Raw genomic sequence first — 26,661 nt, forward strand, 5'->3', positions numbered from 1 at the left:
TGTAAATCGGGTTTTACTTCAGCCGGGTCAGGTCGCCGCGCAGCGCCACGCCCGCCACGACCGCGCCAGCATGGCATTCGTAGTCGGTCTTGCTGCTGTATTCGTTTTTGCGATAGTAGCTGACGATATTCGTGACGGCGTTGGCGTTGGCCTTCTTGGCCGCTTCATGCAGCGCGATCACCGCCGATTGGGCCACCCACAGGCAGGCGTCCGCGTCTTTCTTGGCAAAGGCGTTGGTCTTGCGGTTGGTGACCACGCCCGCTTCCAGCACCTTGCCCTTGGGGCCGGTGCCCGCCAGGTAAAACTTCACGCTGCCGTCGATCTTGCCAGCAGCCAGCGCGGCGTCGATGGCGGGTTGCAGGGGCAGGAAGACGGTGCGATCCGCCGCCATCGCCTGCGCGGCGCAGGCAAGCGACAGGGACAGGGCGCCAAACAGCTTGTAGGTAATCTTCATGACGAGCGTTTCCGGTTATGAAAGTGAATCAAGGGCTGAAAGAAAGGACGCCGGCTCAAGGCCAGCGGCGAAAAACCAGGGACGTGTTGATGCCGCCGAACGCGAAATTGTTGTTCATGACGTACTCGTTGCTCATGCGGCGGCCATCGCCTTGCAGGTAGTCGAGTTCGCCGCAACGCGGGTCGATATTGCGCAGGTTCAGCGTGGGGGCGTACCAGTCGCGGTTCAGCATTTCGATGCTGAACCAGGATTCCAGCACCCCGCAAGCGCCCAGCGTGTGGCCCAGATAGCTTTTCTGCGAGCTGATCGGCATTCGGCTGCCGAAGAGCGCATGCGTGGCCTGGGTTTCGGCGATGTCGCCTTGTTCGGTGGCGGTGCCGTGACCGTTTACGTAGCCGATGGCTTCCGGGGGCAGGCCGGCATCCGCCAGCGCCATTTCCATGGCGACCCGCATGGTGGCGGCTTCGGGCCGCGTGATGTGGGTGCCGTCTGAGTTGCTGCCGAACCCGACCACTTCGGCATGGATGCGCGCGCCGCGCGCCAGCGCGTGGTCCAGCGATTCCAGCACCAGCATGCCGCCGCCTTCGCCGATGACCAGGCCATCGCGGTCGCGGTCGTAGGGGCGGGGCGTGAGCTCTGGCGTGTCGTTCTGCTGGCTGGTGGCATACAGCGCGTCGAACACCAGCGCCTCGCTGGCGCACAGTTCTTCCGCGCCGCCGGCCAGCATCATCTGCTGACGGCCGTAGCGAATGGCCTCGTACGCATAGCCGATGCCCTGGCTGCCCGAGGTGCAGGCGCTGGACGTGGGGATGATGCGGCCTTTCAGTTCAAAGAAAATGCCGACGTTGGCGGCCGTGGTGTGCGGCATCATGCGCACATAGGAATTGGCGTTGAGATCGTCGGTGACGCCGTTGAGCAGCATGTTGCCGAAGGCGCGGATTTCAGCGGTGCTGCCCACCGACGAGCCGCAGGCCACGCCCATGCGGCCGTCGGTGATGCTGGCGTCGCCCAGCAGCGCGGCGTCATCCAGCGCCAGTTCGGCGGCGCGCACGGCCAGTTGCGATACGCGGCCCATGCTGCGCAGTTGCTTGCGGGTCCAGTGCGCGGGCACGCGGAAATCTTCCACCGGCCCTGCCAGCCGCGTGTTCAGTTCGGCAAAGCGCGACCAGTCCGGCATGTGCCGGATGGCGCTGCGGCCCGATTGAAATGCTTGCTGCACGCTGGCCCAATCCGAGCCCAGCGCGCTGATGCCGGCCATGCCGGTAATGACGACGCGGTTCATCAGCACAAGCCTCCGTTGACGGCAATGACCTGGCGCGTGATGTAGGCGGCGCCGGGTGACATCAGGAAGGCAACCGTGGCGGCGACCTCTTCGGGCTTGCCCATGCGTTGGGCCGGCACCGCCTTCAGGATTTCTTCAACGGGCACATGCTCGTCGATCATGTCGGTATCGATCAGGCCGGGCGCCACGCAGTTCACGGTGATCTGGCGCTTGGCCAGTTCAACGGCCAGCGCCTTGGCGGCGCCGATCAGGCCGGCCTTGGACGCGCTGTAGTTGACCTGGCCACGGTTGCCCACCAGCCCCGACACCGACGCCATGCAGACCACGCGGCCCGCCGCGCGGCGCCGGATCATGGGCATGGCCAGCGGGCTGAGCACGTTGTAGAAGCCGTCCAGGTTCGTGCGCAGCACCTGGTCCCAGTCGTCGCCGGTCAGCGCCGGGAATGCGCCGTCGCGCGTCAGTCCGGCGTTGAGCACCACGCCGTAGTAGGCGCCGTGCGCGTCCACGTCCGCTTGCAGAACGGCCGCGCATTGCGCGCGGTCGGACACGTCGAACTGCAGAATGCGGGCCTGGCGACCGCGCGCGTTGACCTCGGCCAGCACGGCTTCGGCCTGTTCGCGTTGTTGGCGGCAATGCAGGACCAGGTCATGGCCGGCGTCGGCCAGGGCCAGCGCGATGGCGCGGCCGATGCCGCGGCTGGAGCCGGTGACGAGTATGGGGGCGGCGCTCATGTGAGGGGGGCTTCCTGAGTAAATTCGTTGGGGTCCTTGGGCTGATAGACATTCAGCCGGGCGTGGGCCAGCACGCGGGTGTCGTTGCCTTCGTCGCTTTCATCACGCTCTTCGCGCAATTCGCATTCGAAAACGCTCATGCCGCTGGCGTCGATCAGGCCGCGTTGGACGTGGATGGACAGGGCCACGCCCACGGGCAGGCTGTCGCAGTGGCAGTCGTAGCGCCGGGTGCCAAGCAGGAATCCCAGCTTGACGCTGGCACCGGCTTCGCGCGCGTGGCAACCGGCCCAGGCGCCCACGGCTTGCGCCATGAATTCCATGCCCAGCCAGGGCGGCAGCGAGCCGTCCGGCAAGGAGTAGGGGCCGGGCTTGACGACGGCACGGGCACGCAGGCTGTCGGCGTCGTAGCCCAGCACGTCGTCAATCAGGATCATGTTGCCGGCGTGCGGCAGCAGGCTGGCGATGGGCCAGGGGCATGCGTTCATGGGCGGGCTCCCAGGATCAGGCTGGCGTTGTTGCCGCCGAACGCGAACGAGTTGCTCATGGCGATGCGCGGCCGGCCTTGGGCGTAGCGGTGCACGCTGCTGCTGAAATCCAGCGCGGGCAGGGCCGGGTCGGGCTGGCCGTCCCAGACGTGCGGCATGAGCCGTCCATCGGCCGTGCGCGCGGACAGCGTCATCCACGCCAGCGCCGCTTCCATGGCGCCGGCGGCGCCCAGCGTGTGGCCGGTCAAGGCCTTGGTGGACGCGCAGGGCACACCTTCGGGAAACACGGCATGCATGGCCTGGCTTTCCATGGCGTCGTTGTGCACCGTGCCGGTGCCATGCAAATTGACCCAGCCGATGTTGGCGGGCATGACGTCGGCGTCCTGTAGGGCGGCAAGCATGGCTTGCCGCGCGCCCGCGCCGGAGGGCTCGGGCGCCGACATATGCCAGGCGTCCGAACTGGCGCCGCCGCCCAGCAGCGCCACGGCATCCGCATCAGAGGTGTCGCGTTCCATCACGAACAGGACGCCCGCTTCGCCGATGTTGATGCCACGGCGGTTGGCCGAGAACGGCTGGCAGAGCCCGTCGTCGATGGCTTCCAGCGTGGCGAAGCCGTTGATCGTCAGGCGGCAGAGCGTATCCGCGCCGCCGCACACCACTGCGTCGCAAAGGCCCAGGGCCAACAAGCGGCGTGCCGACAGCAGCGCGCGGGCGCTGGACGTGCACGCGGTGGACAGCGTATAGGCCGGGCCGGTCACGCCCAGGTGCGCGGCCAGGAACGACGCGGGCGACGGCAGTGCCTGGCGGCGGTAATCGTACCCAGGGGGAAAAGCGCCTTCGGCGGCAAGCGCCCGGAAGTCCGGCGCATTGTCGTTCACGCCCGACGTGCTGGTGCCCAGCACCACGGCAATGCGGGCTGGGCCATGGCGGGCGATGGCACGCTGCAACGGCGACGCGATCTGGTCCGCGCAGGCAAGCAGCAGGCGGTTGTTGCGGCTGTGCAGGTGCGCGGGCAGAGAATCGGAAATCGACGGCAAAGCGCCGTCATAAGCGCCCAGCGTCAGGCTGCGACCGTTGACCCAGCCGGTCTGCCGGCGCATGCCTCGGGTGTCGCCGTTGAAGGCCGCATGCGCGACGGCGTCCACGCCCGCGCCCAGCGCACAGACGATGCCGGGAGCGCTTAGCCAACTGGTGATGGGGCTTCTATTCATGTCGGCTCCCGTTCATTTTGGTCCCTTCATTGCAGCCCGGTCCATTGCAGCCCGGTCCATTGCAGCCCGGTCCATTGCGGCTTCCGTTCATGGCGACTCCTTCAGCGGCTCGATCCGCCACGTGACGCCATCGGCGCCGCTGATGGTAAAGACGTCGGGCCGCGCGGCTTGCGGCCAGCGCACCGTCCATCGAACCTTGGCACCATCCAGCAGGCTGCGTTCAGCAGTGCCATCATCGTGCCGCTGCGCGCGCCAGGCGCCCGCGCCGTAGGCGGCGTCCAGCTCTGTCTGCGGCGTCCACGCGAACATCAGCGCGGCGAAAAGATCGCGGGCCTGGGCGTTGGGACGCAGGAATCCGTCGTTGCGCCAGTGGCCGGCTTCCAGCATCTGTCGTGCTTGCGGCACACCCATCGGGTCAAACAGCGACCAGCGCAACGCCGTGCCTTCGCGCTGCACCACCAGCATCGTGTCCACCCGGGGCTGGCCGGCCGCCGTCTGCACCACATGCAATTGGCGCGGCAAGGCAAAGTGGGCGTCGCGCGCGGGAACGGGCGGGGCGCCGGCGCAGCCCGTCAGGGCGGCAAGCAGCATTGCCATGGCGATGACGCGGCGCGTGGATAGAAGGGTTGAAAGGGGATGCATGATGCGAGTCAGACCGGTTCCGCTTGCGTGGCGGCGCCACGGCAAAGTTCGCTGAGCATGCGCAGGCGGCGCTGCGGACTGGCCACAAAGGGGTTGGCCGTGTCCCAGGCGTAGCCGGCCAGAATGGAGCTGATCATGCGGCGGATTTCCGGTTGCGGGTTCTTGTGGAACACCACGTCCTGGAATTCGCCGCTGTACCAGCCCTGCACATAGGCGCGGAAGGTTTCCACGCCCCGCATCAAGGGGGCGGAAAAGTCCGCCTGCCAATCAACCAGTTCGCCACGCAATTGGCGGTGCAAGGCATCGGTGGCCAGTTTGGACGAACGCAGGGCGATGGTCACGCCCGATGAAAACACCGGATCCAGGAATTCGGCGGCGTTGCCCAGCAGCGCATAGCCGGGGCCGTGCAGCCGTGTGACGCTGGCGGAGTAGCCGCCGATGGTGTTGGCGGGCGTGTCCCAGACCGCGTTGGCCAGCACGCGCTTGAGGTTCGGGGCGGCATCCGCCATGGCGCGCAGGGTAGTCATCAAGTCCTGGTCGGGTCCGCCGAACAGATCCTGTCCGCCCACCACGCCGAACGAGCAGCGGCCGTTGGAAAACGGAATCAGCCAGTACCAGATGCCGGGCTGTTCGGGATGCACGCTGATCAGGATCTTCTCGCGGTCAAAGCCGGGGTCGTCGATGCGGTCTTCGATGTGCGTGAAGATGGCTTTGCGCGGCGGCATGGACGACGGGCGTTCCAGGTCCAGCAGGCGCGCCAGCACGCGGCCGTAGCCACTGGCGTCCAGCACGAAGCGGGTCTGAACCTGATAGCTGTCGCCGTTGGAGCCAAGCACGTTCAGCACGGGCTGCTCGCTGCTGAAATCCGCGGCGGTCACTTCCTGCAGGTAGCGCACGTCCACGCCCTGGCGGGCGGCGTCGTCGGCCAGCACCTTGTCGAACTGCGCGCGCTGTACCTGGAAGGTGGTGCCAGGGCCGGCCGTGAATTTGTCGCGGAAGTCAAAGTAGGTGTAGTCGTCGCCGCGCGCAAAGGCGGCGCCGTTCTTCACTTGAAAGCCCGCCGCGTTCACGGCGGGCATCATGCCGGCTTCTTCCACGAATTCCAGACAGTGGGCCAGCAGGCTTTCGCCGATGGAAAAGCGCGGGAACTGTTGGCGTTCCAGCATCAGCACATCGTGGCCTTGCCGCTTGAGCAGCGCGGCCGCGACCGCGCCAGCGGGGCCTGCTCCAATGACGACGACTTCACGATGTTCCATGCGAGTTGATTCCATGTCGGTGCAATAAAAGTTGGCCACGATCAGGCCGCCGGGGGCGGACGCACCCAGGGTGACCACAGCAAGGAAAAGCCGACGCCCAGCGCCACCGCCATGCCGAAGTTGGCAATGGCGGGCGTCTGGCTCACGGCCAGCAAGCCGAACGACAGCAGCGTGGTGACGGCGCCCAGCAAGATGCCGACCAGGCTGGCTGCCGCGCCCGCCACGCGTTCATACATGAAGATGGCGTAGTCCACGCCGATGGCGGACACCAGCAGCAGCCCGAATAGGCTGAACAAGGTCAGCGGCTGGCCCAGGTATCCCAGGGCCGCCAGGGCGCAGGCAGTGGCGGCCACGGGCACCGCCAGGATGCGCCAGGTGGCGGCGCGGCCCAGGGTCAGCAGCAGCAACACCGCCGCCACCCCGTAGGACAGCAGCTTGAGTTCGGCGGCTTCGATGCGGGTGGATGCGAACATGCGGTTCAGGTCACCGCTGCGGTCCACCAGTTCAACACCGGGCAGCCCTTGCGTGATGCCGTCCAGCGCGGCGGTGTTGCGCAGGCCCCGCAAGGTGACCATGCCGGCCGCCTCGCCGTTGTGCTCACCCAGCCACTGCGCGCGCCAGCGTTCGGCCAGCGGTCCTTGCAGCGCGGCGTCGATGCTGAGCGCGGGCAGCGCGGCCAGGGCTTGCAGTTCGTGTTGCACGGCGTCGAAGGGAATGCCGAGGTCGGTCAATGGCTTCCACACCTGCGGCTGTTGGGCCAGGGCTGCCAGGCGTTGGCCCAGCGCCCGCTGGTCTTCAGCCGGCGACACCAGTTGGCTCAGCGCGTTGTAACCGGCAAGATCGCCGCGCTTGACCAGCGCGTCCAGCTTGTTGGCCACTTGGGCCTGCCTGCGCAGCAGTTGATCAGCGTTGGCGCCGCGCACCAGGAAGAACTGGCTGGTGGGCGTGAAGCCGGTGATCTCGCCGATCTGGCGTGCCTGCTGCAACAGCGGCGCGGGCAGGCTCAGCCATTGGCGCAGGTCGTCCTGGATAACCAGCCGGCTGATGCCGCCGACGGTAGCGGCGCTGAGCGCCAGCGCCCCAAGCACCAACAGCATGCGCCGGCCCGCCAGGCGTTCGCGCAGGCGCAGCGCGGCCTCGGCGGCTTGCAATAGGGGCGGCCAGGGGCGGGGTTGCCAGCCGTTCATCCAGGCCGGCAACTGGCACACCGTGCAGGCGTAGGCGCCCAACAGGCCAGCCGCCGAAAAGACGGCGGTCTGCGTCAGGGCGGGAAACGGGGTGAAGGCCAGCGCGATGTAGCCGACCAGACTGGCCGCCAGGCTGATGCTCAGCCCCGGCAACACGCGGCGCAACGCGGGCCACGCCCGCCAGTCGGGCATGCCATAGCTTTTGCCCAGCCAGTGCATGGGAAAGTCCACCGCCACGCCGATCAGGCTGGCGCCGATCACCAGCGTCAGCACATGGATCGAACCGAACACGGCAACGCAGGCTACCGCACCGGTCAGCAAGCCCACCGCCACGGGCACGAACGCCAGCAGGGCGCGCACGCGGCGCAAGGCCAGCAGCAGCACAAGCACGATGCCCGCCAAGGCGATGGACCCGATCCACGTGCTTTCCGCCATGGCCTGCGCGCGCCCGGCCGCGGCGTACAGCGGGCCGCCCGCCACCAACAATTCCGCGCCGTCGGCGCGCAGCGCTTGTCGGGCTTCATCGATGCGGGCCGACAGGTCTTGCGGCGCGTCGGTGTCGAAAGCATCCGCGCGGGTCTCCGCCCGCACCAGCACCCAGCGCTTGCCGCCGTGATCGGCTTGCAGCGTGCCGCTGCCCATGTCGTATTGCACGGTGCCGCCCGGGCGCAGCGCCTGTTCGGCGCGCCGCGTCAGGCCCAGCCAGTCCTGGTCCACGGACACCAGTCCCGACGATGAAAACGGGTCGGACAACTCACGCGCGCGCCGCTGGGCGTAGGCGGTGGGGTCGGAGGCCAGTTGCTCGCGGTCGGCCACGGGCAGCATGGCGAGCCTGCCCGCCAGCAGTTGCGCGCGCAGCGCGGGCACGTCCACATTCAATTCAAGCTGTACCGACGCGAACAGGCCGCTTTCCTGCAGGCGCGCGGCCAAGGCGCGCGCGGGCGCAACCGGGTCGGCGCGAGGCGGTGCGGCCACCAGCGCCAGCAACTGCCGCGACAGCGGTTGCTGGATGCGGGTTTCGGCCAACTGCCGTGTGGCGTCGGCGCGGGCGTGCGGCACCAGTTCCATCAGGTTGGCGGACACCGGCCAGCCATGGCGGCACTGCCAGGCACCTACGCACAGCACCAGCAACAAGCCCAGCTTGAAGAGTCGGGGCAGCCAGCGTTCAATCGGAAAACGCACGTTGCTCCTCGGCGGTCAGCGCATCGGCGGCGGCCGCGTCTGTCATTTGCAGGACGCTGCGGTCGCCTTGGGTTTCGCGCAGTTCGATGCGGTCGACAAGCTTGCCGCCGTTGATCTGGATGTTGTCAAAAATCTGGCGCAGCAAGGCGGAACGGGGCGTCAACAGCAACTGCCAGGCGTCGGCCTGGCCCGTCAGCGTCAGGTCGAAGTTTTCTTGCAGGCCCTTCGTGTCGCCCGCCAGCACCGCCAGGAACAGCTGGTTCTCGCGGCTGGATCCGGTTTGCTGTGGCAGGGCTTGCCAAGCGCCGGATTCGTCGCGCCGCGCAATGCCCTTGGCGTTGATGCGCAGGTCTTGCGCGATGGGGGTGCGCAGCAGCCACAACAGCCCCTTGCCGGCGGCCAGCGTGAAGTCACCCCGGCTGGTCAGCGGCTGCGGCAGCGAGCGCAGGAATTTTTGCTGCACGAAGTGGCCGCGCACGATGGGCGTGGCGCGCAACTGGGTTTGCAGGTCGTCCAGGCCAAAGGCGTGCGCGTGGGCGGGCAGGGCGGCCAGCAACAGCAGCAAGGCCACACGATGCGCGACGGCGCGCGCGGCCTGAATGTGAGTGGCCGGGTGCAAGGAGCGGAACACGTTCATGCCGAGCGCCTTCATGTGGCGTGCCTTCATGCTGAGCGCGTTTATGTTCGGCGCGATCATGTCGCGGACTCCAGCGATTGCAGCTTGCGCCGCACGGCGTCCACGAAGGCGGCGGGCGAGGTCAATTGCATTTCGCGGGTTTCGATGCACACCGCGACTTGTTCCGAGGTGCCGCGCGTCAGCCGCTGGCCCGTGGCCGCGTCCAGGATCAGGTAGTTGATTTTCAAGCGGTTTTCCCATTCCACCAGTTCGGCGCGCACCGTCAGGCGCTGGCCGAACTGGGCGGGCTGGGCATAGCGCAGATGCAGATCGATCACCGGCCAGGCATAGCCACTGGCGCGCATGGCGTCGTAGTTGTGGCCCAGTTGGTCCAGCAGTTCGCAGCGCGCCTGTTCCAGGTACTTCACGTAGTGGCCGTGCCACACGACGTTGAGCGAATCGACGTCGAAGAACGGTACGCGGATGTCGATTTCCGCGCCGATAAGGCCTCGTTTACGCATCGTCTTTCCAGAATGGGTAGAAGTTGAACCACTGTAGCGGCGCCTGGCGGCAATGCGCGGCCAGGCGGTCGGCGTAGCGTTGCGCCCAATGGGCGATGCGTTCCTGGCGCGTCGCGCGCGTCCATTCGATGCCGTCGGACAGGCGTTCCATGGCGACGCGATAACGCGCGCCGTGGCGCGTGCAGAACAGCACGTTGACAGGACAGCGCAGCAGGCCGGCCAGCAGCCACGGCCCTTGCGGCAGCGGGGCGCGGGCGCCCAGGAAATCAACCAGGGTGGTGCGGTCGCCTTGCAGCGGCACGCGGTCGCCGGCAATGGCAAGCCATTCGCCACGTTCCAGCCGCTGCGCCAGGTCCAGCATGACGGGCGCATCCAGTTCGCTGACTTGAATCATGCGCAGCCCGCCGCCCGCTTCGCCCAGCAGGCGGTTGAAGTGGACGGCATGCTTGCTGTGCACCAAGACGTTTAGCCGCAGCAGGCCCGACTGTTCGGCCAGCGCGCGGCAGACTTCGAGGTTGCCCAGGTGCGAGCCCACCAGGATCTGGCCCCGGCCCACGCCCATCTGCGCGTGCAGGCCGTCGGGGTCGGAGATGTCCAGGTGCGACATCGTGATCTTGCCTTGCCAGACATCCAGCTTGTCCAGCATGGCGTCGGCAAACGCCAGGTACTGGCGGTACACCGGCAGGGTGCGTGGCAGCGGCGCGGTTCGCGATGGATGCTGCGAGGGGGGCTGCCGTTCTTGTCGCAGCGGCGCGGTTTGCGACAGCCGCTGCTGGTATTGCGCGATAGCACGCCGCGCGCGGCCACCGAAGGCGTAGAAGTACAGCACGACCAACCACACCACCGGCGCCACGACGCGGCGGCCCAGCGTGCGGGCGGCCCAGGCCGTCAGGCGCATCAGCGCGGGGCTGCCGCGTTCAGCCTGGTGGGCCCAGTGGGGATCGGTGGCGTTCAAGGGCGCGCCTTTTGCGCCAGGCGGCGCCAAAGCAAGACGGGCGCGCGGCCCAGCATGCCGAAGAACAGCCGCGCGTGCATGCGGCTGATCAGCAGGTTGTCGCGCAGGCCCTTGAAGTGCGACACGCCGCCTTCGGGGTAGCTGACGCGGGTGGGCAGCCAGGCCATCGGCACGCCGCGCCAATGCAGGCGCACCAGAATGGCGATGTCGAAATCCATGCGGCGGCCCACGCGGGCCTGCTCAATAACCGGCAGCACGCGCGCCAGCGGATAGACGCGAAAGCCGCACATGGCGTCGGGGATGTCGAGCGACAGCGTGTTGATCCATACCCAGACGCGGGTCAGCCAGCGTCCGTAAAGACGGCTGCGCGGCACGTCGTCGCCATAGACCGGCGCGCCGCAGATCACGGCTTGCGGCTGGGCACGCGAGGCGTGGGCAAAGGCCACGGCGTCCGCCAGCGCGTGCTGGCCGTCGGCGTCCACCTGCAAGGCGTGGGTATAGCCGAACGTGGCGGCGGCGCGCAGGCCGTCCTGCACCGCCGCGCCCTTGCCGCCGTTCTCGGCGCGGCGAATCAAATGCGTGCGGGGCTGCGTGGCCAATGCGTCCAGCACGGCGGCGCAGCCGGGTTCAGAGCCGTCGTCCACCAACACGCAGGGCAGGCCCTGCGCAGCCAATTTTGCGTGCACGGCCGCGACGGTGGCGCCGTGGTTATAGACGGGGATGACCGCGCAGAGCTTATGTTGTTGCGTCATGGCCGTCTTGATGCGGAATGCGGCCGGACGAGCAAGGGGCGTCGTCCACCGTGCAGGTGAAGTACAGCTTCTGTTTGGCGTCGTCCCAGCGCAAGGCAAGCTGGGCGCGGTCGCCCGGGCGCAGCAGACGCTGGAACTTCAAGGCCTCCATGCCGCCAAAGCGCAAGCCGGGGCACAGCTCGCGTTGGGCGAGCGACACGGCCCAACTGATCTGGGCCACGCCAGGCACCACGGGCACGGACGGAAAATGCCCGCTGAAGTAAGCCAGGTCGTAGGGAATGTCCAGCGTGTAGCGGCGTTCGTTGGCGGGCTGGCCGGGCACTTCCTGCGTGATGGGGTCTACCGGGCGTGGGCCTGCGGCCACGTCGAACAAAAATTGCGGCAGCTTGCCTTGCGCATTGCTGGGCAGGTGCCTGAAAAAACGCCACGCGCGCGGGATGGCCAAGGATTCGAATCCGGCGCCCAGGTGCGCGCGCAGCGCGTCAACGACGGTTTTGCGGCCCTGGTTGCGCAGCGTATGCAGGCCCGTGGCCGACAGCGCCACCAGCCCCGTCAGGCGCGTGGCGCCGGTGGCGCTACCAACGCGCGCGTCGCTGACATAGGCGTGGCGCATCAAGCACTGTTCCAGCATGGGCAGCGAGATCCGCTTTTCTTCGATCTTGACGATGCGGTCCAGGCGGCCCAGTAGCTGGAAGCCATCGGCGGTAAGCTGCGCGCCGTCGGCGGTCTGCTCGTCGGCGGTATGTACCCACGGCGATTGCACGCGCAAGGCGCCGTCGGCGTTCAGGCTGATGGCCGCGCCCGGCAGCGGCTGCCAGTCCGCCGACCCGCAGCGCCAGGCCACCGCGCCGGTTTCAGAACTGCCGTAGATTTCGGTGGGACGCAGGCCCAGTTCGCGTTCAATGTCGTCGGAAACCTCTGGCGGCAGCGCGCCGCCCGACGAGTGGATGCGCAGCAGCCGGCCGCGCAGTTGCGCCCAATCCAGGCGTTGGCCCAGGCGGCGCAACAGGGCGGGGCTGGCGATCCAGGTAAAGGTCGGATAACGCAGGCTGGCCTGTTGCAGCTCTTCGGGATAGAGCCGTTGGCGGCGGTCGATCTGCCTGCCCGCGCATAGCGGCCACAGCACGCGGAAAGGCAGGCCATACATGTGCTGGGCCGAGACGCTACCCAGCACGGGCGCATCCAGGTCGGGCCATTGCTGCTGCAAGGCATGGACCTCTGCCGACAACTGCCGCCACGTTTTGTGCAGATGCTTGGGCGTACCGCTTGAGCCCGAGGTACACAGCACCAGGCTCAGGGACGGGTCCAGGCTGGCGGGCGCCAGCGCGGAATGGTCTTGCAGGTTGGCCAGCCGCCATAGTCGGGCGGGCGGCAGCGGCAGGTCGGCGTCGGTGAGCCATCCGGCGACTTCCGCGTCCAGCGCGGCGCAGGTGGCGGGTTGCGTATCGCCGGGAAGCACGGCGATGACGCCCGCGCGCCAGCAGGCGAAAAGAGCAATGGCCAGCGCCGCGGCGTCGTCGAACCACAGCGCAACGCGGTGCGGCGCGCGGGCCTGCAAGGCCCCGGCCACGCGCAGGCTGGCTTGCGCGAAGGCGGCACGCGCAAGCGGCGGCTCGTCGGCGATCCACAGGCTGTCGGTATCGTCCGACGGCAGCAGCAGGTGTTCCAGCGGTGTCCAGCGCATGGCTTAAACCGCCTTCGCGGCTGCCGGGCGCAGCAACCATTCGCCTGCCATCAGCAGGCCCATCAAGCCATAGCTGATGGCGCCGTTGTAGGCCACCCACCAGCTCCACGGCCCCCACGCGGCCAAGCCCGCCGCGACCGCGCCGTTCAAGGTGAAAAACACGCACCAGGCACGCGTGACTTTGCGGGTATAGCGCACGCCGTCGGGCGGCAGGTTGGGGTGGCGCAGGCACGCCAGTTGTTCGACCACCGGGCGGCCGACACGCAGGCTGGCGCCGAAGATGGCCAGCATCATCGCGTTGACCATCACGGGATACCAGCGCAGCCACGCCTCGGTATTGCACACGGCAAGAATCAGGCAGAAGGCAACGGCGGCGGCTGGCAGCAAGCGGCCGCCGGGCTGTCCGGCGCGCGCGGTCAGGCCGCGCAGCAGCCACAGAACGGCCAGCGGCAAGGCCAGCCACGCGGGGCTGATCCGGCCCAGCGTGGCGTGCACCACGAAGGGGTACGCCACGCCGGCCACGGCCAAACCGGCCGCCACGCCGCGCCTCATGCGTCGGGAGCCTGCTTTTGCCACATGGCCTGGACCACGTCCTCGACGGTTCGCACCGTGCGGAAGTCGTTCGCGTCCAGTTTGCGGCCGGTCTGGCGGCGCACGTGGTCGATCAGGTCGATGGCGTCGATGCTGTCGATTTCCAGATCGGTATACAGATTGGCCTCTGGCGTGACGCGCTCGGGTTCGATCTCGAACAGTTCGACCAGCGCATCGCGCAGCGTATTGAAGATGTCCTCGCGGGTATGCATCGTGGACTCCTTGCGTCAGGCGCGCCGCTGCGCGGTGACAAAGGCCGCCAGGCTGTTGATGCTGGTGAAATGCTCGCGCATGTTGCGCGTTTCCGGGTCGATGGCGATGCTGTAGCGCTTTTGCAGCGCCAGGCCCAGCTCCAGCGCATCGACCGAATCCAGCCCCAGGCCGTCGCCGAAGAGTTGCGAGTCGGACGCGATGTCGTCGGGGGTGATGTCTTCCAGCCCCAGCGATTCAATGACGAGCGTTTTAAGCTCAAGTTCCAGTTGGTTCATCCCGCTTCAACTCCGCTGCCACCCGCCCGGGTGGCTTGTTCGTTCATGACAGCACCGGCCGGCGCGCGCGCCAGCTCGGCTTCGAAATAGGCATGCAGCCAGGCATTCATCTTGCGTCCGGCGGCGGGCAGGGGGTGCGCGCTGCTCCAGACGGTGGGGTCGATGTCTTCGCCCACCTGGATCACATAGCGCATCCGGCGCGCCGGAATGCGGTACCACGGTTCGCCCTTGGTCAGGCTGCGCGGGTTCATCTGAATGACGACAGGCGTGACGACCCGCGCCCCACGCAGTGCGATGGCGCAGGCGCCCCGGTGGAACTGCGGCAAGGCATCGGGGGGCGTGCGCGTGCCCTCAGGAAAGACGATCAAGGTTTCGCCGTTGCGCAGCACGTCGGCGGCACGGTCGAACATGTCGAAGCTCTCGTCGTTCGTGATGTAGCCGGCGTTGGCGATGGGGCCGCGCGTGAACGGGTTGGTGGCCAGGCCGTGCTTGACGATGCAGTTGGCGTTCTTGACGTGGCCCACCAGGAAGACGACGTCGAGCAACGACGGGTGATTGGCCAGAATCATCTGCCCGGGCTTGCCCAGGCGTTCGGCGCCCTTGAATTCCACGGTCAGGATGCCCACGCGAACCATGAACCGGATGAACAGGCGGAACGTGCCGTTCAGCGCCCAGCGCGCGCGGCGCTGGCGTTCCAGCTTGCCGCCGGGCAACAGTCGTTGAGGCGGGAAGATCAGCACGCGTAACAGCACGCCGCCCAGGCCGAACATCGTGAACGCCACGCCGGTGGCCAACAGGCGCCAGAGCCAGAAGTCCTGGCGGGTTTGCGTAGTACTTGTCATGCGTTGCGGGTCCAGGTCCAGCGTCGGGCGCGATTCGCATGCCCCCAGGAGGGCGTGCGCAGCGTCAGGTGGCGCAGCAGATTCAAGGGGTTGGGCCAGGGTTGCGATGCCTCGGAGGCGGGGCCCGCGGCGGCCTCCGCGTCAGGTCGCAGGGCCGGCTCGGTCGACATGGCCAGCGTCCATTCAGTGCCCGCGCGCAGGTGGAAGGCGGCCGCGTAGGTGTAGGGCACGTCGTCAATCCACGGGGCATAAGGGGCGGGCGGGCGCTCTTCGGCCAGCACCACCAGCACGTCGTCATGCCCCTGGTCCAACAACATGGCGCCTTCGATGAAGGCGTGTTCCAGGCCGTCGTCGTCTACGGAAATGGCAACGGATTCGGTGGTTTCGCGGCGTATGATCGACCACTGCGCGGCAATGGCGTTGTGCACGGACAGGCCAAATGCGGTGGGTGACAAGGGTTCATCCGCCGCCAAGGACTGCAACAGGCCAAAATTGCGGCTGGTTTCACCGTGCCGCGAGGCAAACACGAACGGCATCGCGGGGCGGTCGGCAGCCAGCGGCCACGCGCACTCGAACACCGCGCGAGCCAGCGGGCTGAGTCGGCGGCGTTGCATAGGCGGCAAAAAATCCAGGCGGGGCGCGCGGGGGGCATCAAGCGGACAGTAAGGGTGTTGCGCCCAGTAAAACCAGTCTTCGGGCGACTCCATTCCTTGCGTCCAACCTTGCCATTGCGCGATTGAAAACGTCAACATAGCGCGCGATTCTACTATGGCGTGCCACGCGGATTTTGTTTTTGATGGTTACTTTGTGTCCGCAAGCTCCCTGTAAGTTGGCTTCTTGATAACTATAAATAGTTACTTATTGCTGTGGAAAATCGGGAACTATTCATGTATTGGGCGGACAAAGACGCCGCCGATTACTACCGCGTGAAGGACTTGTCCGCGGATGACGCGGTACGCGCCTTGGGGCGGACCGGCCGCAAGGCGCTGGAAGACTGGCGGGTCAGCCGCGCGCTGAAGCATCACGTCCGGCGAACCGCGGCCCCTGGGGCCGCAACGTCGCTCAGCCACAGCGGCGGCCATGCCGTCTGCGCCAGCGCGCCAGGCGGCTGGCCGCTGGGCGCCGATCTTGAAAGCCTGCGCCCGCGCGACTTTTCCCGGCTTGCCGAATGGGTATGCACGCCGCAAGAGGCGGCCACGCTGGCAGCGCTGACCGGGCCGGCGCAATGCCAGCATTTTTATCTGCTGTGGACGCTGAAAGAGGCCTTCATCAAGGCGGCGGCGCTGGATTTTCCGGCGGATATGGCCTTGGTTGGGCTGGATCCGGGCGCGGACGGCCGATGGCGCTTGCGCGCGCCGCCGGGTAATTGGCGGGCATGCAGTTGGCGCCTGGGTAGCGCGTGGATGGCGTCGGTGGTCTGGCAGGCGTCTACTGATGACACAACGTATCCGATCTGGCGCGGCGCCGTGGGTTGCGCATTGCCTGCGCTAACACTTGTTGGCGAATGGCTACGCGACGCTGACTGACATCGCTGAGCATCGCTGACGCCAGGTCTTTCAGGTTGCCACTTTGTTTTGCCCTTCGTTTTGCCCCTCGAATTTAAAGATGTATTATTAATGAATGTTTAAAAAGCGATCCCCGATCGCCCTCCAAGGAGCAGCAGATGTTGAGCCCCCAAGTCCGCGCGCTGGTCAAAGCGACCGCGCCCGTTCTCAAGACCCACGGCGTGGCGTTGACGCGCCATTTCTACGCGCGCATGTTCGAGCACAATCCTGAACTGAAGCACGTCTTCAATCAGGGCCATCAGGCGGGAGGCCAGCAGCAGCATGCCCTGGCGGGCGCGGTGACGGCGTATGCCGAGCACATCGACGACCCCTCGGTGCTGGCGCCGGTGGTGACGCGCATCGTGCACAAGCACGTCAGCCTGGGCATCCGGCCCGAGCACTACGCCATCGTGGGCAAGCACTTGCTGGCGTCCATCCGCGAAGTGCTGGGCGCGGCCGCCACCGATGAGCTGGTGGACGCCTGGGCCGCCGCCTACGGTCAGTTGGCCGATCTGCTGATTGCCGAAGAATCCCGCCTGTACGCGGAATCCGCCGCCAAGCCGGGCGGTTGGACGGGCTGGCGCGCCTTCCGCGTGGTGGGCAAGCAACCGGAAAGCGCCGAGATCACATCCTTCTATCTGGCCCCGTCCGACGGCGGGGCCGTGCCGGCCTATCGCCCGGGCCAGTATGTGTCGGTGCGCGTGTACGTGCCCGAGCTGGGCCTGATGCAGCCGCGCCAATACAGCTTGTCGGACGCGCCCGGCCAGGACCGGCTGCGCATTTCCGTCAAGCGCGAAGCGGCCGGGGCCGACACGCCGGCGGGTCGTGTGTCCAACGCTTTGCATGACCGCCTGGAAGAGGGCGGCGTGCTGGACGTGGCGCCGCCGCAGGGTGATTTCCATTTGAATGACGACAGCGATGCACCCGTGGTGCTGGTGAGTGGCGGCGTTGGCCTGACCCCCATGGTGTCCATGCTGAATCATCTGGTTCGCGCCAATGACGAACGCCAGATTCGTTTTGTTCATGGCTGTCGCAACCGTTCGGTGCACGCCATGAAAGACCATGTGAACCAGATTGCGGCCGAGCGCGGCAACGTGCGCAAGGCGGTCTTCTACGAAGAGGTGGGCCACGGCGACCAGGCTGGCGTTGATTACGACCATCGTGGCCGCGTGGATCTGCGAGCCATCTCGGACGACGCCATCGTGCCCGGCGCCGACTACTACCTGTGCGGGCCGGCGCCCTTCATGGCCGCGCAACGCGCCGCCTTGCTGGAGCTGGGCGTGGACCCGGGACGCATCCATGCCGAAGCGTTCGGCACCGGCGGCGCGCCTGCCTGAGCGGTGTATCCTGGCGGCCTGATCTTGCCAGGCCGACCCGGGCCCCCATCCACGCCATGCAACTGACCCGATTCACCGACTTCGGCCTGCGCGTCCTGATGTACCTGACGCAATGCCGTGACCGGCCCGCCGCCGTGACCATTCCGGAGATCGCCGCGCGGTTCGACGTGTCGCGCAATCACCTGGTCAAAGTGGTGCACTTCATGTCGCAACGCGGCTGGGTCAGCACCGTGCGTGGCAAGGGTGGCGGCTTGCGCCTGGCGCGCGAGCCGTCTGCCTATCAGGTGGGCGACCTGATCCGCGAACTGGAACAGCAAGGGCCCTTGATCGACTGCCGCGAACCGCCCTGTGCGCTGGACGGCGCGTGCCGGCTGGCGGGCGTGCTGGCGCAAACGCTGGCGGCGTTCTATGACGCACTCAACGCCTACACCCTGGCCGACCTGGTGCGCGACCCCACTGCCGCCGCCATCATCAAGCTGCACCGCGCCGCCTGAACTGAAACCCAGGGCATGATGTTTTGTTATGGATGCTGCGGCGTTTGGCATTTGCCGGACGGCCCGCGCGCGCTCCAGAATGGAGGCGTTCCCTGTTCTCTTGGATGAAGGCATGCGCGTTTGCGTAATCGGTGCGGGCGTGGTCGGTGTGACGTCCGCCTATTTCCTGGCGCGCCAGGGCCACGACGTGGTGCTGGTGGACAGCCAGGCGCGTCCGGCCGAGGTGTCCAGCTACGCCAACGGCGGCCAGCTCAGTTATAGCTATGTGGCCCCGCTGGCCGGCCCGGGCGTGCTGCCCAGCGTGCCCGGCTGGCTGCTGCGCCAGGATTCCCCGCTGCGTTTCCGGCCCAGGCTCGATCCCCATCAATGGCGTTGGTGCCTGCAATTTGCCTTGGCCTGCCGCGCGTCGGTCGCCAAGGCGTCCACCGCGCAACTGCTGGGCTTGTCCTACCTGAGCCGCGACGTCATGCACACGCTGCTGGAACAGGAAAATCTGGATTTCGGCCACTTGAAAAACGGCAAGCTGATTGCCTATCGCAGCGCGGCCTTGCTGGACAAGGCGCGTGCCCTGGTCGCGTACCAGGCGGGCCATGGCGCTCAGCAGCAGGTGCTGGACGCCCCGCAGACCTTGGCGATGGAGCCGGCGCTTGCCGCCATGGGCAGCAAACTGGCCGGCGCCATCTACACCCCCAGCGAAGAAGCCGGCGATTGCCGTCAGTTCACCGAAGGCCTGTTCGACCGCCTGCAATCGCTGGGCAACGTGGAATGCGCGATGTCCAACGCGGTAACCGGATTGCAGCGGGAAGGCAGCCGCATCGTGGCCGTGAACACGCGCAACGGCGATATCGGCGCCGACGCCATTGTGTTGGCCACCGGCATCGGCACCCGCGCGCTGCTCAAGCCGCTGGGGCATGACGTGCCCTTGTATCCGCTGAAGGGCTACAGCCTGAGCGTGCCCTTGGCGGACGACGACACCGTGGCCCCGCGCATCAGCGTCACAGACTACGAGCGCCGCATTGTCTACGCGCGCGTGGGCAAGGTGCTGCGCATTGCCGCCATGGTCGATATCGGCAGCGCCAACGCCGATATTGATCCGGCGCGCGTGGCGCTGTTGAAGCAACAGGTGCGCGAGGCGTTTCCGGCGCTGGACCTGACCCAGGCCATTCCCTGGGCCGGCCTGCGTCCCGCCACGCCCACGGGCAAACCGCTGATCGGGCGCAGCCCCGCGGCCGACAACCTGTGGCTCAACATCGGCCAGGGCGCCTTGGGCTTTACCCTGGCCTGCGGCAGCGCCGCGCTGCTGACGGCGCAGATGGCCGGCCTGGAATTGCCGCTGGACCCCGCGCCGTTCCGGCCTTGAATCCGCAGGGGTTCAAGATTCACGGGCGTTCAATACAAGCCCACGCCGCGCCGCCATAGTGTTGCTCTCTAGCGGGAGCATCCATGAGCATTTTCCAAAGAACCACCATCGCGCTGGCGCGTAGCCCCGCGATGGGACGCGCCATGCGGGCGGTGGCGGCGCGCACATCGCTGGCGCAGCGCTTTGTAGGCGGGGCGGACGTGGACGCCGCCGTGCGCACCGCGCAGCGGCTGCGCGACGCGCACGGCATCCGGGCATCGCTGTTCTACCTGGGCGAATATGTGGCCGAGCCGGCCGCCATCGAGCACAACGTATCGCAGGCCATCAACGCTTGCGGCGCGCTGGCCGCGGCGGGCCTGGACGTGCATGTGTCGGTGGACCCCACCGCCATCGGCTACATGGCCAGCGACGCGCTGGGCGAGGCCAACGCGCGGCGCATTGGCCAGGCCGTGCGGCAGCCGGCGGGGCAGGCGACAGGGCAAGCGACAGGGCAAGAAGCGGGCGCGGGGCGGAACTGGATGGTGCTGGACATGGAAGATGCCGGCATCCGCGAACGCACCTGCGCCTTGCATCGCGGCTTGCTGCAAGCGGGCCTGCCTGTCGGCCTTACCTTGCAGGCGCGGCGGCGGCGCACGCCGGAAGACCTGGCCTGGGCGATTCGCCAACAGACGTCCTTGCGCCTGGTGAAGGGCGCGTTTCCCGAGCGCGCGCTGGACCACGCGGGCCGCGACCGCATCGACCATGCCTATCTGGACGCGGCCGCCATCATGCTGTCACGCGAGGCGCGCGAAGCCGGCTTCTACCCCGTGTTCGGCACGCACGACGATCGCCTGGCCGGTGCCATCATGGCCTTGGCGCGCGAGCGCGGCTGGTCCCCCGACGCGTTTGAATTTGAAATGCTCTATGGCGTGCGGCCGGACTGGCAACTGGCGCTGCGCGGCTTGGGCTATAACGTCAGGGTTTATCTGCCCTTTGGTGGCGATTGGTGGCCCTACGCCATCCGCCGCGTGGGCGAAAATCCCGGCAATGCGTGGCTGCTGGCCCGTTCGTTGAAGGCTGACGGCGGGTACTTTGGTTAGCGGCGCTATTGCGTTTTTTTTTGACGATTCCATGGCGGTTTCCCAACACATCTGGCATTGCGGCGCGGGCTTGCCCGGAGACGTGCTGATCGCGGACTTGCGCGCCTATCGCTACGCGCCGCATTTCCACGACGCCTGGTCCATCGGTGCTGTCGAACACGGCCGCTGCGCGTTCACCGTGCATGGCGTGGCGCATTCGGCTGCCGCGGGCGATCTAGTGGTGATCGCGCCTGGTCAGGTGCACACGGGCGGCACGTCGGACGCGCCCTTGGCCTACCGCATGGCGTACATCGACGCCGCCTGGTTCGACGACCACGCGCGGGCCTGGTTTGGCGCCGCCGCGCGCTTGGCCGCGCCGGTCATCACGGCGCCCGCGCTGTGCGCACAATGGCTGGCCGCGCTGACGCCAGCCGCTATCCCCGATAGCGAACGCCGCGAACGCATTTCGGCTGCGTTGTTCGGGCTCTTGGCCGAGCATGGCAACCCCGCCAGCGCGGAGCATATTGGCGGGGCTGATGGTGCTGATGGGGCCGGCAGGACGGACGGGAAGAACGAGGCGGACGTCTGCGCCTTGCTGCGCGAGCGCATGGCCGCCGACCCGGCTTGCGCGCCGGACCTGGAAGCGCTGGCGCGCGCACAGGACCGCCATCGCACCACGCTGGTCAAGCAGTTTGCGCGCCGCTACGGTCTGCCGCCGCAGGCTTGGTTGCGCAACTGGCGGGTGGCACGGGCGCGGGTGTTGTTGCGCGCCGGCCTGCCCTTGGCGCAGGCGGCCCAGGCCGTGGGCTTTGCGGATCAGGCCCACCTGACCCGTGTGTTCAAGCAGGTTTACGGCAGCACGCCGGGCGCGCTGCTGCGCGCGGATTCCCAGACGTTGCGAGCGCGCGGCGTTTCGATCCGGTAATCCGAGTATTTCCGGCTGAAGAACGTGGCGCCCAGTTGCTCGGCCGCCCGCAAGGGCTCACGTGGGTCGGCCGCGATTTCTCCGCGCAGGTTGCCGGCGCCATGCACAAACCCCACGAAATCCGAGTGCGTGTAGCGCGCGTATTCCTGCACCTGGTGCACGATGCCCAGTGCCGCGCCGGGGTAGGTTTCTTCAGACGCCACGGCCAGGCCCAGCCGCTTGCCGGTCATGCGCGCCTTGACCCTTTCTGGTTCCGGCCCGCTGCCCGCGTAGTGCGTGAACGAGCGGTCAAAGAACGCCTTGGTCTGCGCCGACATGCCGTACCAATAGATAGGCGTGCAGATCAGGGCGCCGTCGGCCGGCAGGAAATGCTCAAGGAACAGCTCTGGATAGCGGTCTTCGGGCGCGGGCTGGTGCCGCAGGTCCGACAGGAAGCCGTTGAGGTAGTCGTCAAGAAAGAGCAGCGTGGTGGCAATCCCGGCGGCGTTCGCGCCGCGTTGCGCGGCCGCGCCCAGCGCCGCGCTATTACCGTCGCGGCGGGGGCTGCCCACCAGAATAAGCAAGCGTTGAGTAGGATGATTTGAGTTCATGGAGAGTCCTTCGGGTAGATTCAAAATCAATGCATTACTGTAGGTATCACTCCATCCAGCGACAAATGACGAATCCTTGATTAAGATGAATTCAATTCATCTGAAGGAATGTTCGAATCCATGTTTGCGACCCTGCCCGTCACCGCGCTGCGCACCTTCGAGGCGGCTGCTCGGCTGCGCAGTTTCAAGCTGGCCTCGGCGGAACTGGCCGTGACGCCCACGGCGGTGTCGCACCAGATCAAATTGCTGGAACGCCAAGTGGGCGTGGCGCTGTTTGACCGCGTGCCGCGTGGCGTGCGCTTGACCGACAGCGGCGCGCGCCTGTTCGCCAGCGTGCATGGCGCCTTGCTGGAAATTGCGCAAACGCTGGACGCCTTGCGTCCCGAACCGGCATCGGGCGCGCTGACGCTGTCCACCACGCATTCCTTCGCGGCGCTATGGCTGGTGCCGCGCCTGGGACGCTTTCACCAGGCCTATCCGCAATATCAGTTGAACCTGCAAACCGGCGCGGACGCGGTGGACCTGTTGCAAGACGCCAGCGTGGACGTGGCGGTGCGCTACAGCCGCCAACCGTATCCCGCCTTGCATACGGCGGCTACGTTGCCGGAATGGTTCGGCGTCTACGGTGCGCCGACGCAAATTGCCCAGTTGGAAAAGCGCACGCAACAACGCACGCAAAAGCGCACTGAGAATCGCTCGGAAAATCCGTCGAAAAAACGCACACCGCCGCCCGCGTCCCCACCCAGTCCGGCGTTGGTTACCGTGCGCTGGCGGGATTCCGATCTGTACGACCAAGGCTGGCGGGCGTGGTGCCAGGCGGCGGGTTTGCCGGCATGGCGGGAGCCGTCGGCGGTACATGCCTATGAAGAAGAACACTACGCGTTGCAGGCCGCCATCGCCGGACAAGGATTGGTGCTGGCCAGTTCCGTGATGGTGTCCGACAGCGTGCGCGCCGGCACACTGGCCTCCTACCGGCCTCAGGTACGGGTGCCGGGTGCGGCCTACCAGGCGTTGTGCGCGCCGGGGCGCGAACGCCATCCGCCGGTCAAGGCTTTCCTGGCGTGGCTGACGCAGGAATTCCAGGCATGACATCGGCAGTCTGGCGGCGGGCCGGGCGCGGCAACAAGGGCAGCGCCGCCAGCATCAGCGCACCCGCCAGCACCCAGGCGGCGGGCCATGAACTGGCCGCGACCACGTGCGGAATCGCAAGCGGCGTCAGGAACAAGCCCAGGTAGACACAGCTATTGGCCATGCCCAGCGCCGTGCCGGTGCGCGTGGCGCCCGCCAGCGTGGCCAGTTCGGTATACGCCACGCCGTGCCAGGCGGACGCGCATATGCCTGCCACCGCCAGCAGGCCCGCCATGGCAAACACCGCGCCCGCCGCCGTGGGCGCGCCGCTAACCGCCCACGCCACCGCGCCCAGCGCCGCAAACAGCAGAAAGCTGTATTGCGCGCAGCGGCGCAGATAGGCGCGCCGATTGCCGTGGCGATCGGTCCACCGGCCGCTGGCAATGCGCGCCACCATGGCACCCAGTTGCACCGTCACCATCACCGCGGTCAGTGTGCCGATGCCGGCATGGCCGACGTCGTGCAGGAACACCGTGGCGAAGGTCAGCACGGCGAATTGCGGACAGCACATCAGGCCAATGGCCGCGGCCGCGCGCCAGACGCGCGCGTCGCGCAGGGGCGAGAGGCCGACGCTTTGGTCCTTGGCCGGCAAGCGGTGGCCGGGTATGGCAGGTTGGCTACGCTTGGCCGGCTCGCGCAGCCAACAAGCGGCGAGCAGCGCCGCCACTGCGCACATCAGCGCCAGCACGCCGAACACCGCCGCAAAGCCCGCGTGCGCCGCCAGCCAGGGCAGCAGCAGCGCGCCCAACCCGCCGCCCAAGGGCACGGCGGTCTGGCGGATGCTCATGGCCAGGCCGCGCTCGCCTTCGTCAAACCAGGCCATCACCGCCCGGCCGCTGGCGCCGTTGACACTGCCCCCCAGCATGCCGACCAGCACCAGGCCCACCGCCAACAGCCACAGGCTGGGTACGGTGGCGCCATCCGGCGAGGCGAAGCCGCTCATCCAGGCCAGCGCCGCAGCGGTCGCGCCCAGGCCGGTCAACAGTACCGGGCGGTCGCCCCAGCGATCGGTCAGCAAGCCCCAGGGCAGTTCGAACAGGGCCACGCCCAAGCCCATCAAACCCAGCGCCAAGCCCAACTGATCGTTGTTCAGGCGGTAGCCGGCGCGCATGAACACCGCCGTGGTGGGCAAGCCCGCCGCCGCGGCGGAAAAGGCGGCGTTGGCGGCCACGCCCACTGCCAGCACTTTCCAGCGATGGGTGGGGCGGGGCGCTGGGTCGTGCGCTGAATGGGGCGCCGAGCGAGGCGCGGACTGGGGCAAAGGGGGCAAAGGGGGCACAGACGGCACTGACATGCAGAACTCCAAGATCAGGTAACCAGGACCCATCCAGTTTGCGCATCTGCTATCGTTTTGAAAATCAGGAAATATTGCGTCAATTGTTTTGAAAAACGGGACTATAAAATGCGGCCTGTCACCTTTGACCTGGATGTGCTGCGCAGCTTTGTCGCGGGCGTGGACCTGGGCAGCTTTGGCCGTGCGGCCGACCGCCTGGGCCGCTCGACATCGGCCATCAGCGCGCAGATGAAAAAGCTGGAGGAACAGGCCGGCGTGCCGCTGCTGCGCAAAGCCGGGCGCGGGCTGGCGCTGACCGAGGCCGGCGAGACCATGCTGGCCTATGGTCGCCGCCTGTTGGAATTGAACGACCAGGCCGCGCGCGCCGTGCAGGGCGGCGAGCTTTCCGGCCGGGTGCGGCTGGGCATGCAGGAAGATTTTGGCGAAATGGTATTGCCGCAGGTGCTGGGCCAATTCGCCAGGGCGCATCCCAACGTGCGGATCGAAGCGCGGGTCGCGCGCAATGCCGAATTGCTGGAACGGCTGGCGGTGGGGCAGTTGGACCTGGTCCTGGCCTGGGACCACGACGCGCGTGTGCCGCATGCGCAGCGCTTGCTGGATCTGCCCATGCGCTGGATCGGCCCCGCTCAGGAGGCGCGCGCGGGCACTGGCACTGATGATGGCAATCGCAATCGCGATGGCGATGTGCCCTTGGTGGCGTTCGAGGCGCCGTGCCTGTTTCGCACCTGCGCCACCGACGCTCTGGACCGCGCCGGCCTGCATTGGCTGCCCGCGTTCACCAGCCCCAGCCTGGCCGGGCTGTGGGCGGCGGTGTCCGCGGGCTTGGGGCTGGCCGTGCGCACGCCCTTGGGCCTGCCCGCCGGCGTGCGCGCGTTGGCGCCGGGCGAACAGGGCCTGCCGGCATTGCCGTCGATTGCGCTGTCGCTGTATCTTGCCCAGGCGCAACCCGATCCCGTGACCGCCGCCTTGGGCGATATCGTGCGGCAATGCATCCAGGACAGCGCCGCGGCCTGGGCGGCCCCATCCACTTCCTCCTTCCCATCTTCCCCCTCCGCCTCTCCCTCGTCCTCCCCATTCAACGCCCCGCGCGCCAAGGTCCAGCCATGAATCGCTTTCACGAAATGTCGGTGTTCCTGGCGGTGGCCGAGGCGCAGAGCTTTGCCGCCGCCGCGCGGCGCCTGGACATGTCCGCACCCACCGTGACGCGCAGCGTCGCCGCGCTGGAGCGGCGGCTGGGCGCCTTGCTGTTGGTGCGCACCACGCGCAGTCTGCGCCTGACCGAAGCCGGCCAGCGCTACGCCGCCGATTGCCGGCGCATTCTTGAAGAGGTTGAACAGGCCGACGACGCCGCTGCCGGCGTGATGGCCGTGCCGCGCGGCGCGCTGCATGTCACCGCGCCCGCCTTTTTTGGCGAACTGCACGTGATGCCGGTGGTGCTGGGATATCTGCGCGCCCACCGTGAAGTCTCGCTGCGCACGCTGTTGGTGGACCGCGTGGTCAACCTGCTGGACGAAGGCGTGGACGTTGCGGTGCGCATCGGCGCCTTGCCGGATTCCACCCTGACGGCGGTGCCCGTTGGGCATGTGCGCCGCGTGGTGTGCGCCGCGCCCGCGTTCTTGCAGGAACACGGTGCGCCCGAGCATCCCGATGCGCTGGCGCGTTTTTGCACCATCACCGCGGCAATGGAAGGGCGCAGCGCGCAGTGGCGCTTCATGCAGGACGGGGAGCCGCGGCGGATGAACGTGTCATCGCAATTGACCGTCACGTCGTTCCAGGCCGCCGTGCTGGCCGCGTGCGAAGGGTGGGGGCTGACGCAGGTGGTGTCGTACCAGGTGGCCCGCCACCTGAAAAGCGGCGCCTTGCAGGTGGTGCTGCGCGACTTCGAATTGCCGCCGATGCCGGTGCACGTGGTGTACCCCGAGGGCCGCCGCAGTTCGGCCAAGGTGCGCAGCTTTGTGGAATTCTGCGTGGAGGCCTTGCGCCGCGATCTGGAGGCGCTGCCGGTCTGAGCCGCCGCGCACGGGCGGCGCCGGGGTTTCCCCGTTTTCCTCG

At 67.5% G+C, this 26,661-nt stretch carries 29 protein-coding genes; 9 read left to right on the top strand and 20 right to left on the bottom strand.

All coding sequences use genetic code 11. The annotated features are described in order from the left end of the window. Positions 1 to 13: 13 nt before the first annotated feature. The 18 genes from P8T11_RS01205 to P8T11_RS01290 all read right to left on the bottom strand — a co-directional run bounded on the left by P8T11_RS01205 (position 14) and on the right by P8T11_RS01290 (position 15,631). Positions 14 to 454 (bottom strand): excinuclease, encoded by a 441-nt coding sequence (locus P8T11_RS01205; protein ID WP_268078707.1) that lies wholly within the window; start codon positions 452 to 454, stop codon positions 14 to 16. Positions 455 to 509: 55 nt separating this feature from the next. Further along, on the bottom strand, positions 510 to 1,736 hold the full coding sequence (locus P8T11_RS01210; protein ID WP_268078706.1) for a beta-ketoacyl-ACP synthase: 1,227 nt from the start codon (positions 1,734 to 1,736) through the stop codon (positions 510 to 512). Then, positions 1,736 to 2,467 (bottom strand): 3-oxoacyl-ACP reductase FabG, encoded by a 732-nt coding sequence (gene fabG, locus P8T11_RS01215; RefSeq protein ID WP_268078705.1) that lies wholly within the window; start codon positions 2,465 to 2,467, stop codon positions 1,736 to 1,738. Before fabG ends, P8T11_RS01210 begins: the two co-directional genes overlap by 1 nt. After that, the gene (locus P8T11_RS01220) at positions 2,464 to 2,952 is read right to left on the bottom strand and encodes a hotdog family protein (RefSeq protein ID WP_268078704.1); all 489 of its coding nucleotides are present in this window, start codon (positions 2,950 to 2,952) and stop codon (positions 2,464 to 2,466) included. The genes fabG and P8T11_RS01220 overlap by 4 nt, the downstream gene beginning before the upstream one ends. Beyond that, a complete protein-coding gene (locus P8T11_RS01225; RefSeq protein WP_268078703.1) occupies positions 2,949 to 4,163 on the bottom strand; it encodes a beta-ketoacyl-ACP synthase in 1,215 nt (404 codons plus the stop codon). Before P8T11_RS01225 ends, P8T11_RS01220 begins: the two co-directional genes overlap by 4 nt. An 87-nt stretch (positions 4,164 to 4,250) precedes the next feature. Next, positions 4,251 to 4,805: a hypothetical protein gene (locus P8T11_RS01230; protein ID WP_268078702.1), complete on the bottom strand. Its 555-nt coding sequence runs from the start codon at positions 4,803 to 4,805 to the stop codon at positions 4,251 to 4,253. An 8-nt stretch (positions 4,806 to 4,813) separates the two neighbouring features. Next, positions 4,814 to 6,061, bottom strand: coding sequence for an NAD(P)/FAD-dependent oxidoreductase (locus tag P8T11_RS01235; RefSeq protein ID WP_268078701.1), 1,248 nt, complete (start codon positions 6,059 to 6,061; stop codon positions 4,814 to 4,816). A 41-nt stretch (positions 6,062 to 6,102) separates the two neighbouring features. Then, a complete protein-coding gene (locus P8T11_RS01240) occupies positions 6,103 to 8,430 on the bottom strand; it encodes an MMPL family transporter (RefSeq protein WP_268078700.1) in 2,328 nt (775 codons plus the stop codon). Further along, a complete protein-coding gene (locus P8T11_RS01245) occupies positions 8,414 to 9,127 on the bottom strand; it encodes an outer membrane lipoprotein carrier protein LolA (protein WP_268078699.1) in 714 nt (237 codons plus the stop codon). The genes P8T11_RS01240 and P8T11_RS01245 overlap by 17 nt, the downstream gene beginning before the upstream one ends. Beyond that, a complete protein-coding gene (locus tag P8T11_RS01250; RefSeq protein WP_268078698.1) occupies positions 9,124 to 9,567 on the bottom strand; it encodes an acyl-CoA thioesterase in 444 nt (147 codons plus the stop codon). Before P8T11_RS01250 ends, P8T11_RS01245 begins: the two co-directional genes overlap by 4 nt. Then, on the bottom strand, positions 9,560 to 10,522 hold the full coding sequence (locus tag P8T11_RS01255; protein WP_268078697.1) for a glycosyl transferase: 963 nt from the start codon (positions 10,520 to 10,522) through the stop codon (positions 9,560 to 9,562). Before P8T11_RS01255 ends, P8T11_RS01250 begins: the two co-directional genes overlap by 8 nt. Next, the gene (locus P8T11_RS01260; protein WP_268078696.1) at positions 10,519 to 11,274 is read right to left on the bottom strand and encodes a glycosyltransferase family 2 protein; all 756 of its coding nucleotides are present in this window, start codon (positions 11,272 to 11,274) and stop codon (positions 10,519 to 10,521) included. The genes P8T11_RS01255 and P8T11_RS01260 overlap by 4 nt, the downstream gene beginning before the upstream one ends. Next, a complete protein-coding gene (locus P8T11_RS01265) occupies positions 11,258 to 12,958 on the bottom strand; it encodes an AMP-binding protein (RefSeq protein ID WP_268078695.1) in 1,701 nt (566 codons plus the stop codon). The genes P8T11_RS01260 and P8T11_RS01265 overlap by 17 nt, the downstream gene beginning before the upstream one ends. A gap of 3 nt (positions 12,959 to 12,961) precedes the next feature. Further along, positions 12,962 to 13,510, bottom strand: coding sequence for a hypothetical protein (locus P8T11_RS01270; protein ID WP_268078694.1), 549 nt, complete (start codon positions 13,508 to 13,510; stop codon positions 12,962 to 12,964). Further along, the gene (locus P8T11_RS01275; RefSeq protein WP_054422263.1) at positions 13,507 to 13,761 is read right to left on the bottom strand and encodes an acyl carrier protein; all 255 of its coding nucleotides are present in this window, start codon (positions 13,759 to 13,761) and stop codon (positions 13,507 to 13,509) included. The genes P8T11_RS01270 and P8T11_RS01275 overlap by 4 nt, the downstream gene beginning before the upstream one ends. Positions 13,762 to 13,776: 15 nt before the next feature. Further along, positions 13,777 to 14,037 (bottom strand): phosphopantetheine-binding protein, encoded by a 261-nt coding sequence (locus P8T11_RS01280; RefSeq protein ID WP_268078693.1) that lies wholly within the window; start codon positions 14,035 to 14,037, stop codon positions 13,777 to 13,779. Next, a complete protein-coding gene (locus tag P8T11_RS01285) occupies positions 14,034 to 14,879 on the bottom strand; it encodes a lysophospholipid acyltransferase family protein (RefSeq protein ID WP_268078692.1) in 846 nt (281 codons plus the stop codon). The genes P8T11_RS01280 and P8T11_RS01285 overlap by 4 nt, the downstream gene beginning before the upstream one ends. Further along, positions 14,876 to 15,631, bottom strand: a complete 756-nt coding sequence (locus P8T11_RS01290; protein WP_278072161.1) for a beta-ketoacyl synthase chain length factor — start codon at positions 15,629 to 15,631, stop codon at positions 14,876 to 14,878. Before P8T11_RS01290 ends, P8T11_RS01285 begins: the two co-directional genes overlap by 4 nt. 135 nt (positions 15,632 to 15,766) lie before the next feature. Between P8T11_RS01290 and P8T11_RS01295 the strand changes: the two genes are divergently transcribed. The 6 genes from P8T11_RS01295 to P8T11_RS01320 all read left to right on the top strand — a co-directional run bounded on the left by P8T11_RS01295 (position 15,767) and on the right by P8T11_RS01320 (position 21,597). Beyond that, positions 15,767 to 16,405, top strand: a complete 639-nt coding sequence (locus tag P8T11_RS01295) for a 4'-phosphopantetheinyl transferase family protein (protein WP_268078691.1) — start codon at positions 15,767 to 15,769, stop codon at positions 16,403 to 16,405. Positions 16,406 to 16,542: 137 nt separating this feature from the next. Beyond that, positions 16,543 to 17,760 (top strand): NO-inducible flavohemoprotein, encoded by a 1,218-nt coding sequence (gene hmpA / locus P8T11_RS01300; protein WP_268078690.1) that lies wholly within the window; start codon positions 16,543 to 16,545, stop codon positions 17,758 to 17,760. Between the two features lie 56 nt (positions 17,761 to 17,816). Continuing rightward, entirely contained in the window at positions 17,817 to 18,254 is a 438-nt protein-coding gene (locus P8T11_RS01305; protein ID WP_268078689.1) for an Rrf2 family transcriptional regulator, read from the top strand. A gap of 112 nt (positions 18,255 to 18,366) precedes the next feature. Further along, positions 18,367 to 19,614 (top strand): D-amino acid dehydrogenase, encoded by a 1,248-nt coding sequence (locus P8T11_RS01310; RefSeq protein ID WP_268078688.1) that lies wholly within the window; start codon positions 18,367 to 18,369, stop codon positions 19,612 to 19,614. A gap of 83 nt (positions 19,615 to 19,697) precedes the next feature. Beyond that, complete coding sequence (locus P8T11_RS01315; RefSeq protein WP_268078687.1) at positions 19,698 to 20,693, top strand: proline dehydrogenase family protein; 996 nt, start codon at positions 19,698 to 19,700, stop codon at positions 20,691 to 20,693. A gap of 31 nt (positions 20,694 to 20,724) precedes the next feature. After that, positions 20,725 to 21,597, top strand: coding sequence for an AraC family transcriptional regulator (locus tag P8T11_RS01320; RefSeq protein ID WP_268078686.1), 873 nt, complete (start codon positions 20,725 to 20,727; stop codon positions 21,595 to 21,597). Here the strand turns inward: P8T11_RS01320 and P8T11_RS01325 are convergent. Beyond that, positions 21,522 to 22,187, bottom strand: coding sequence for a flavodoxin family protein (locus tag P8T11_RS01325; protein ID WP_268078685.1), 666 nt, complete (start codon positions 22,185 to 22,187; stop codon positions 21,522 to 21,524). The two genes, P8T11_RS01320 and P8T11_RS01325, sit on opposite strands and share 76 nt — an antisense overlap. Before the next feature lie 120 nt (positions 22,188 to 22,307). On the opposite strand from P8T11_RS01325, the gene P8T11_RS01330 reads away from it, so the two are divergent. Beyond that, positions 22,308 to 23,276 (top strand): LysR substrate-binding domain-containing protein, encoded by a 969-nt coding sequence (locus tag P8T11_RS01330; RefSeq protein ID WP_268078684.1) that lies wholly within the window; start codon positions 22,308 to 22,310, stop codon positions 23,274 to 23,276. Here the strand turns inward: P8T11_RS01330 and P8T11_RS01335 are convergent. Beyond that, entirely contained in the window at positions 23,233 to 24,609 is a 1,377-nt protein-coding gene (locus tag P8T11_RS01335; RefSeq protein WP_268078683.1) for an MFS transporter, read from the bottom strand. The two genes, P8T11_RS01330 and P8T11_RS01335, sit on opposite strands and share 44 nt — an antisense overlap. Positions 24,610 to 24,717: 108 nt before the next feature. Between P8T11_RS01335 and P8T11_RS01340 the strand changes: the two genes are divergently transcribed. Then, positions 24,718 to 25,716: a LysR substrate-binding domain-containing protein gene (locus P8T11_RS01340; RefSeq protein ID WP_268078682.1), complete on the top strand. Its 999-nt coding sequence runs from the start codon at positions 24,718 to 24,720 to the stop codon at positions 25,714 to 25,716. Continuing rightward, positions 25,713 to 26,618, top strand: a complete 906-nt coding sequence (locus P8T11_RS01345) for a LysR family transcriptional regulator (RefSeq protein ID WP_268078681.1) — start codon at positions 25,713 to 25,715, stop codon at positions 26,616 to 26,618. Before P8T11_RS01340 ends, P8T11_RS01345 begins: the two co-directional genes overlap by 4 nt. Positions 26,619 to 26,661: the final 43 nt, after the last annotated feature.

It is taken from the genome of Achromobacter spanius, assembly GCF_029637605.1.
GTDB lineage: Bacteria > Pseudomonadota > Gammaproteobacteria > Burkholderiales > Burkholderiaceae_B > Achromobacter > Achromobacter spanius_E.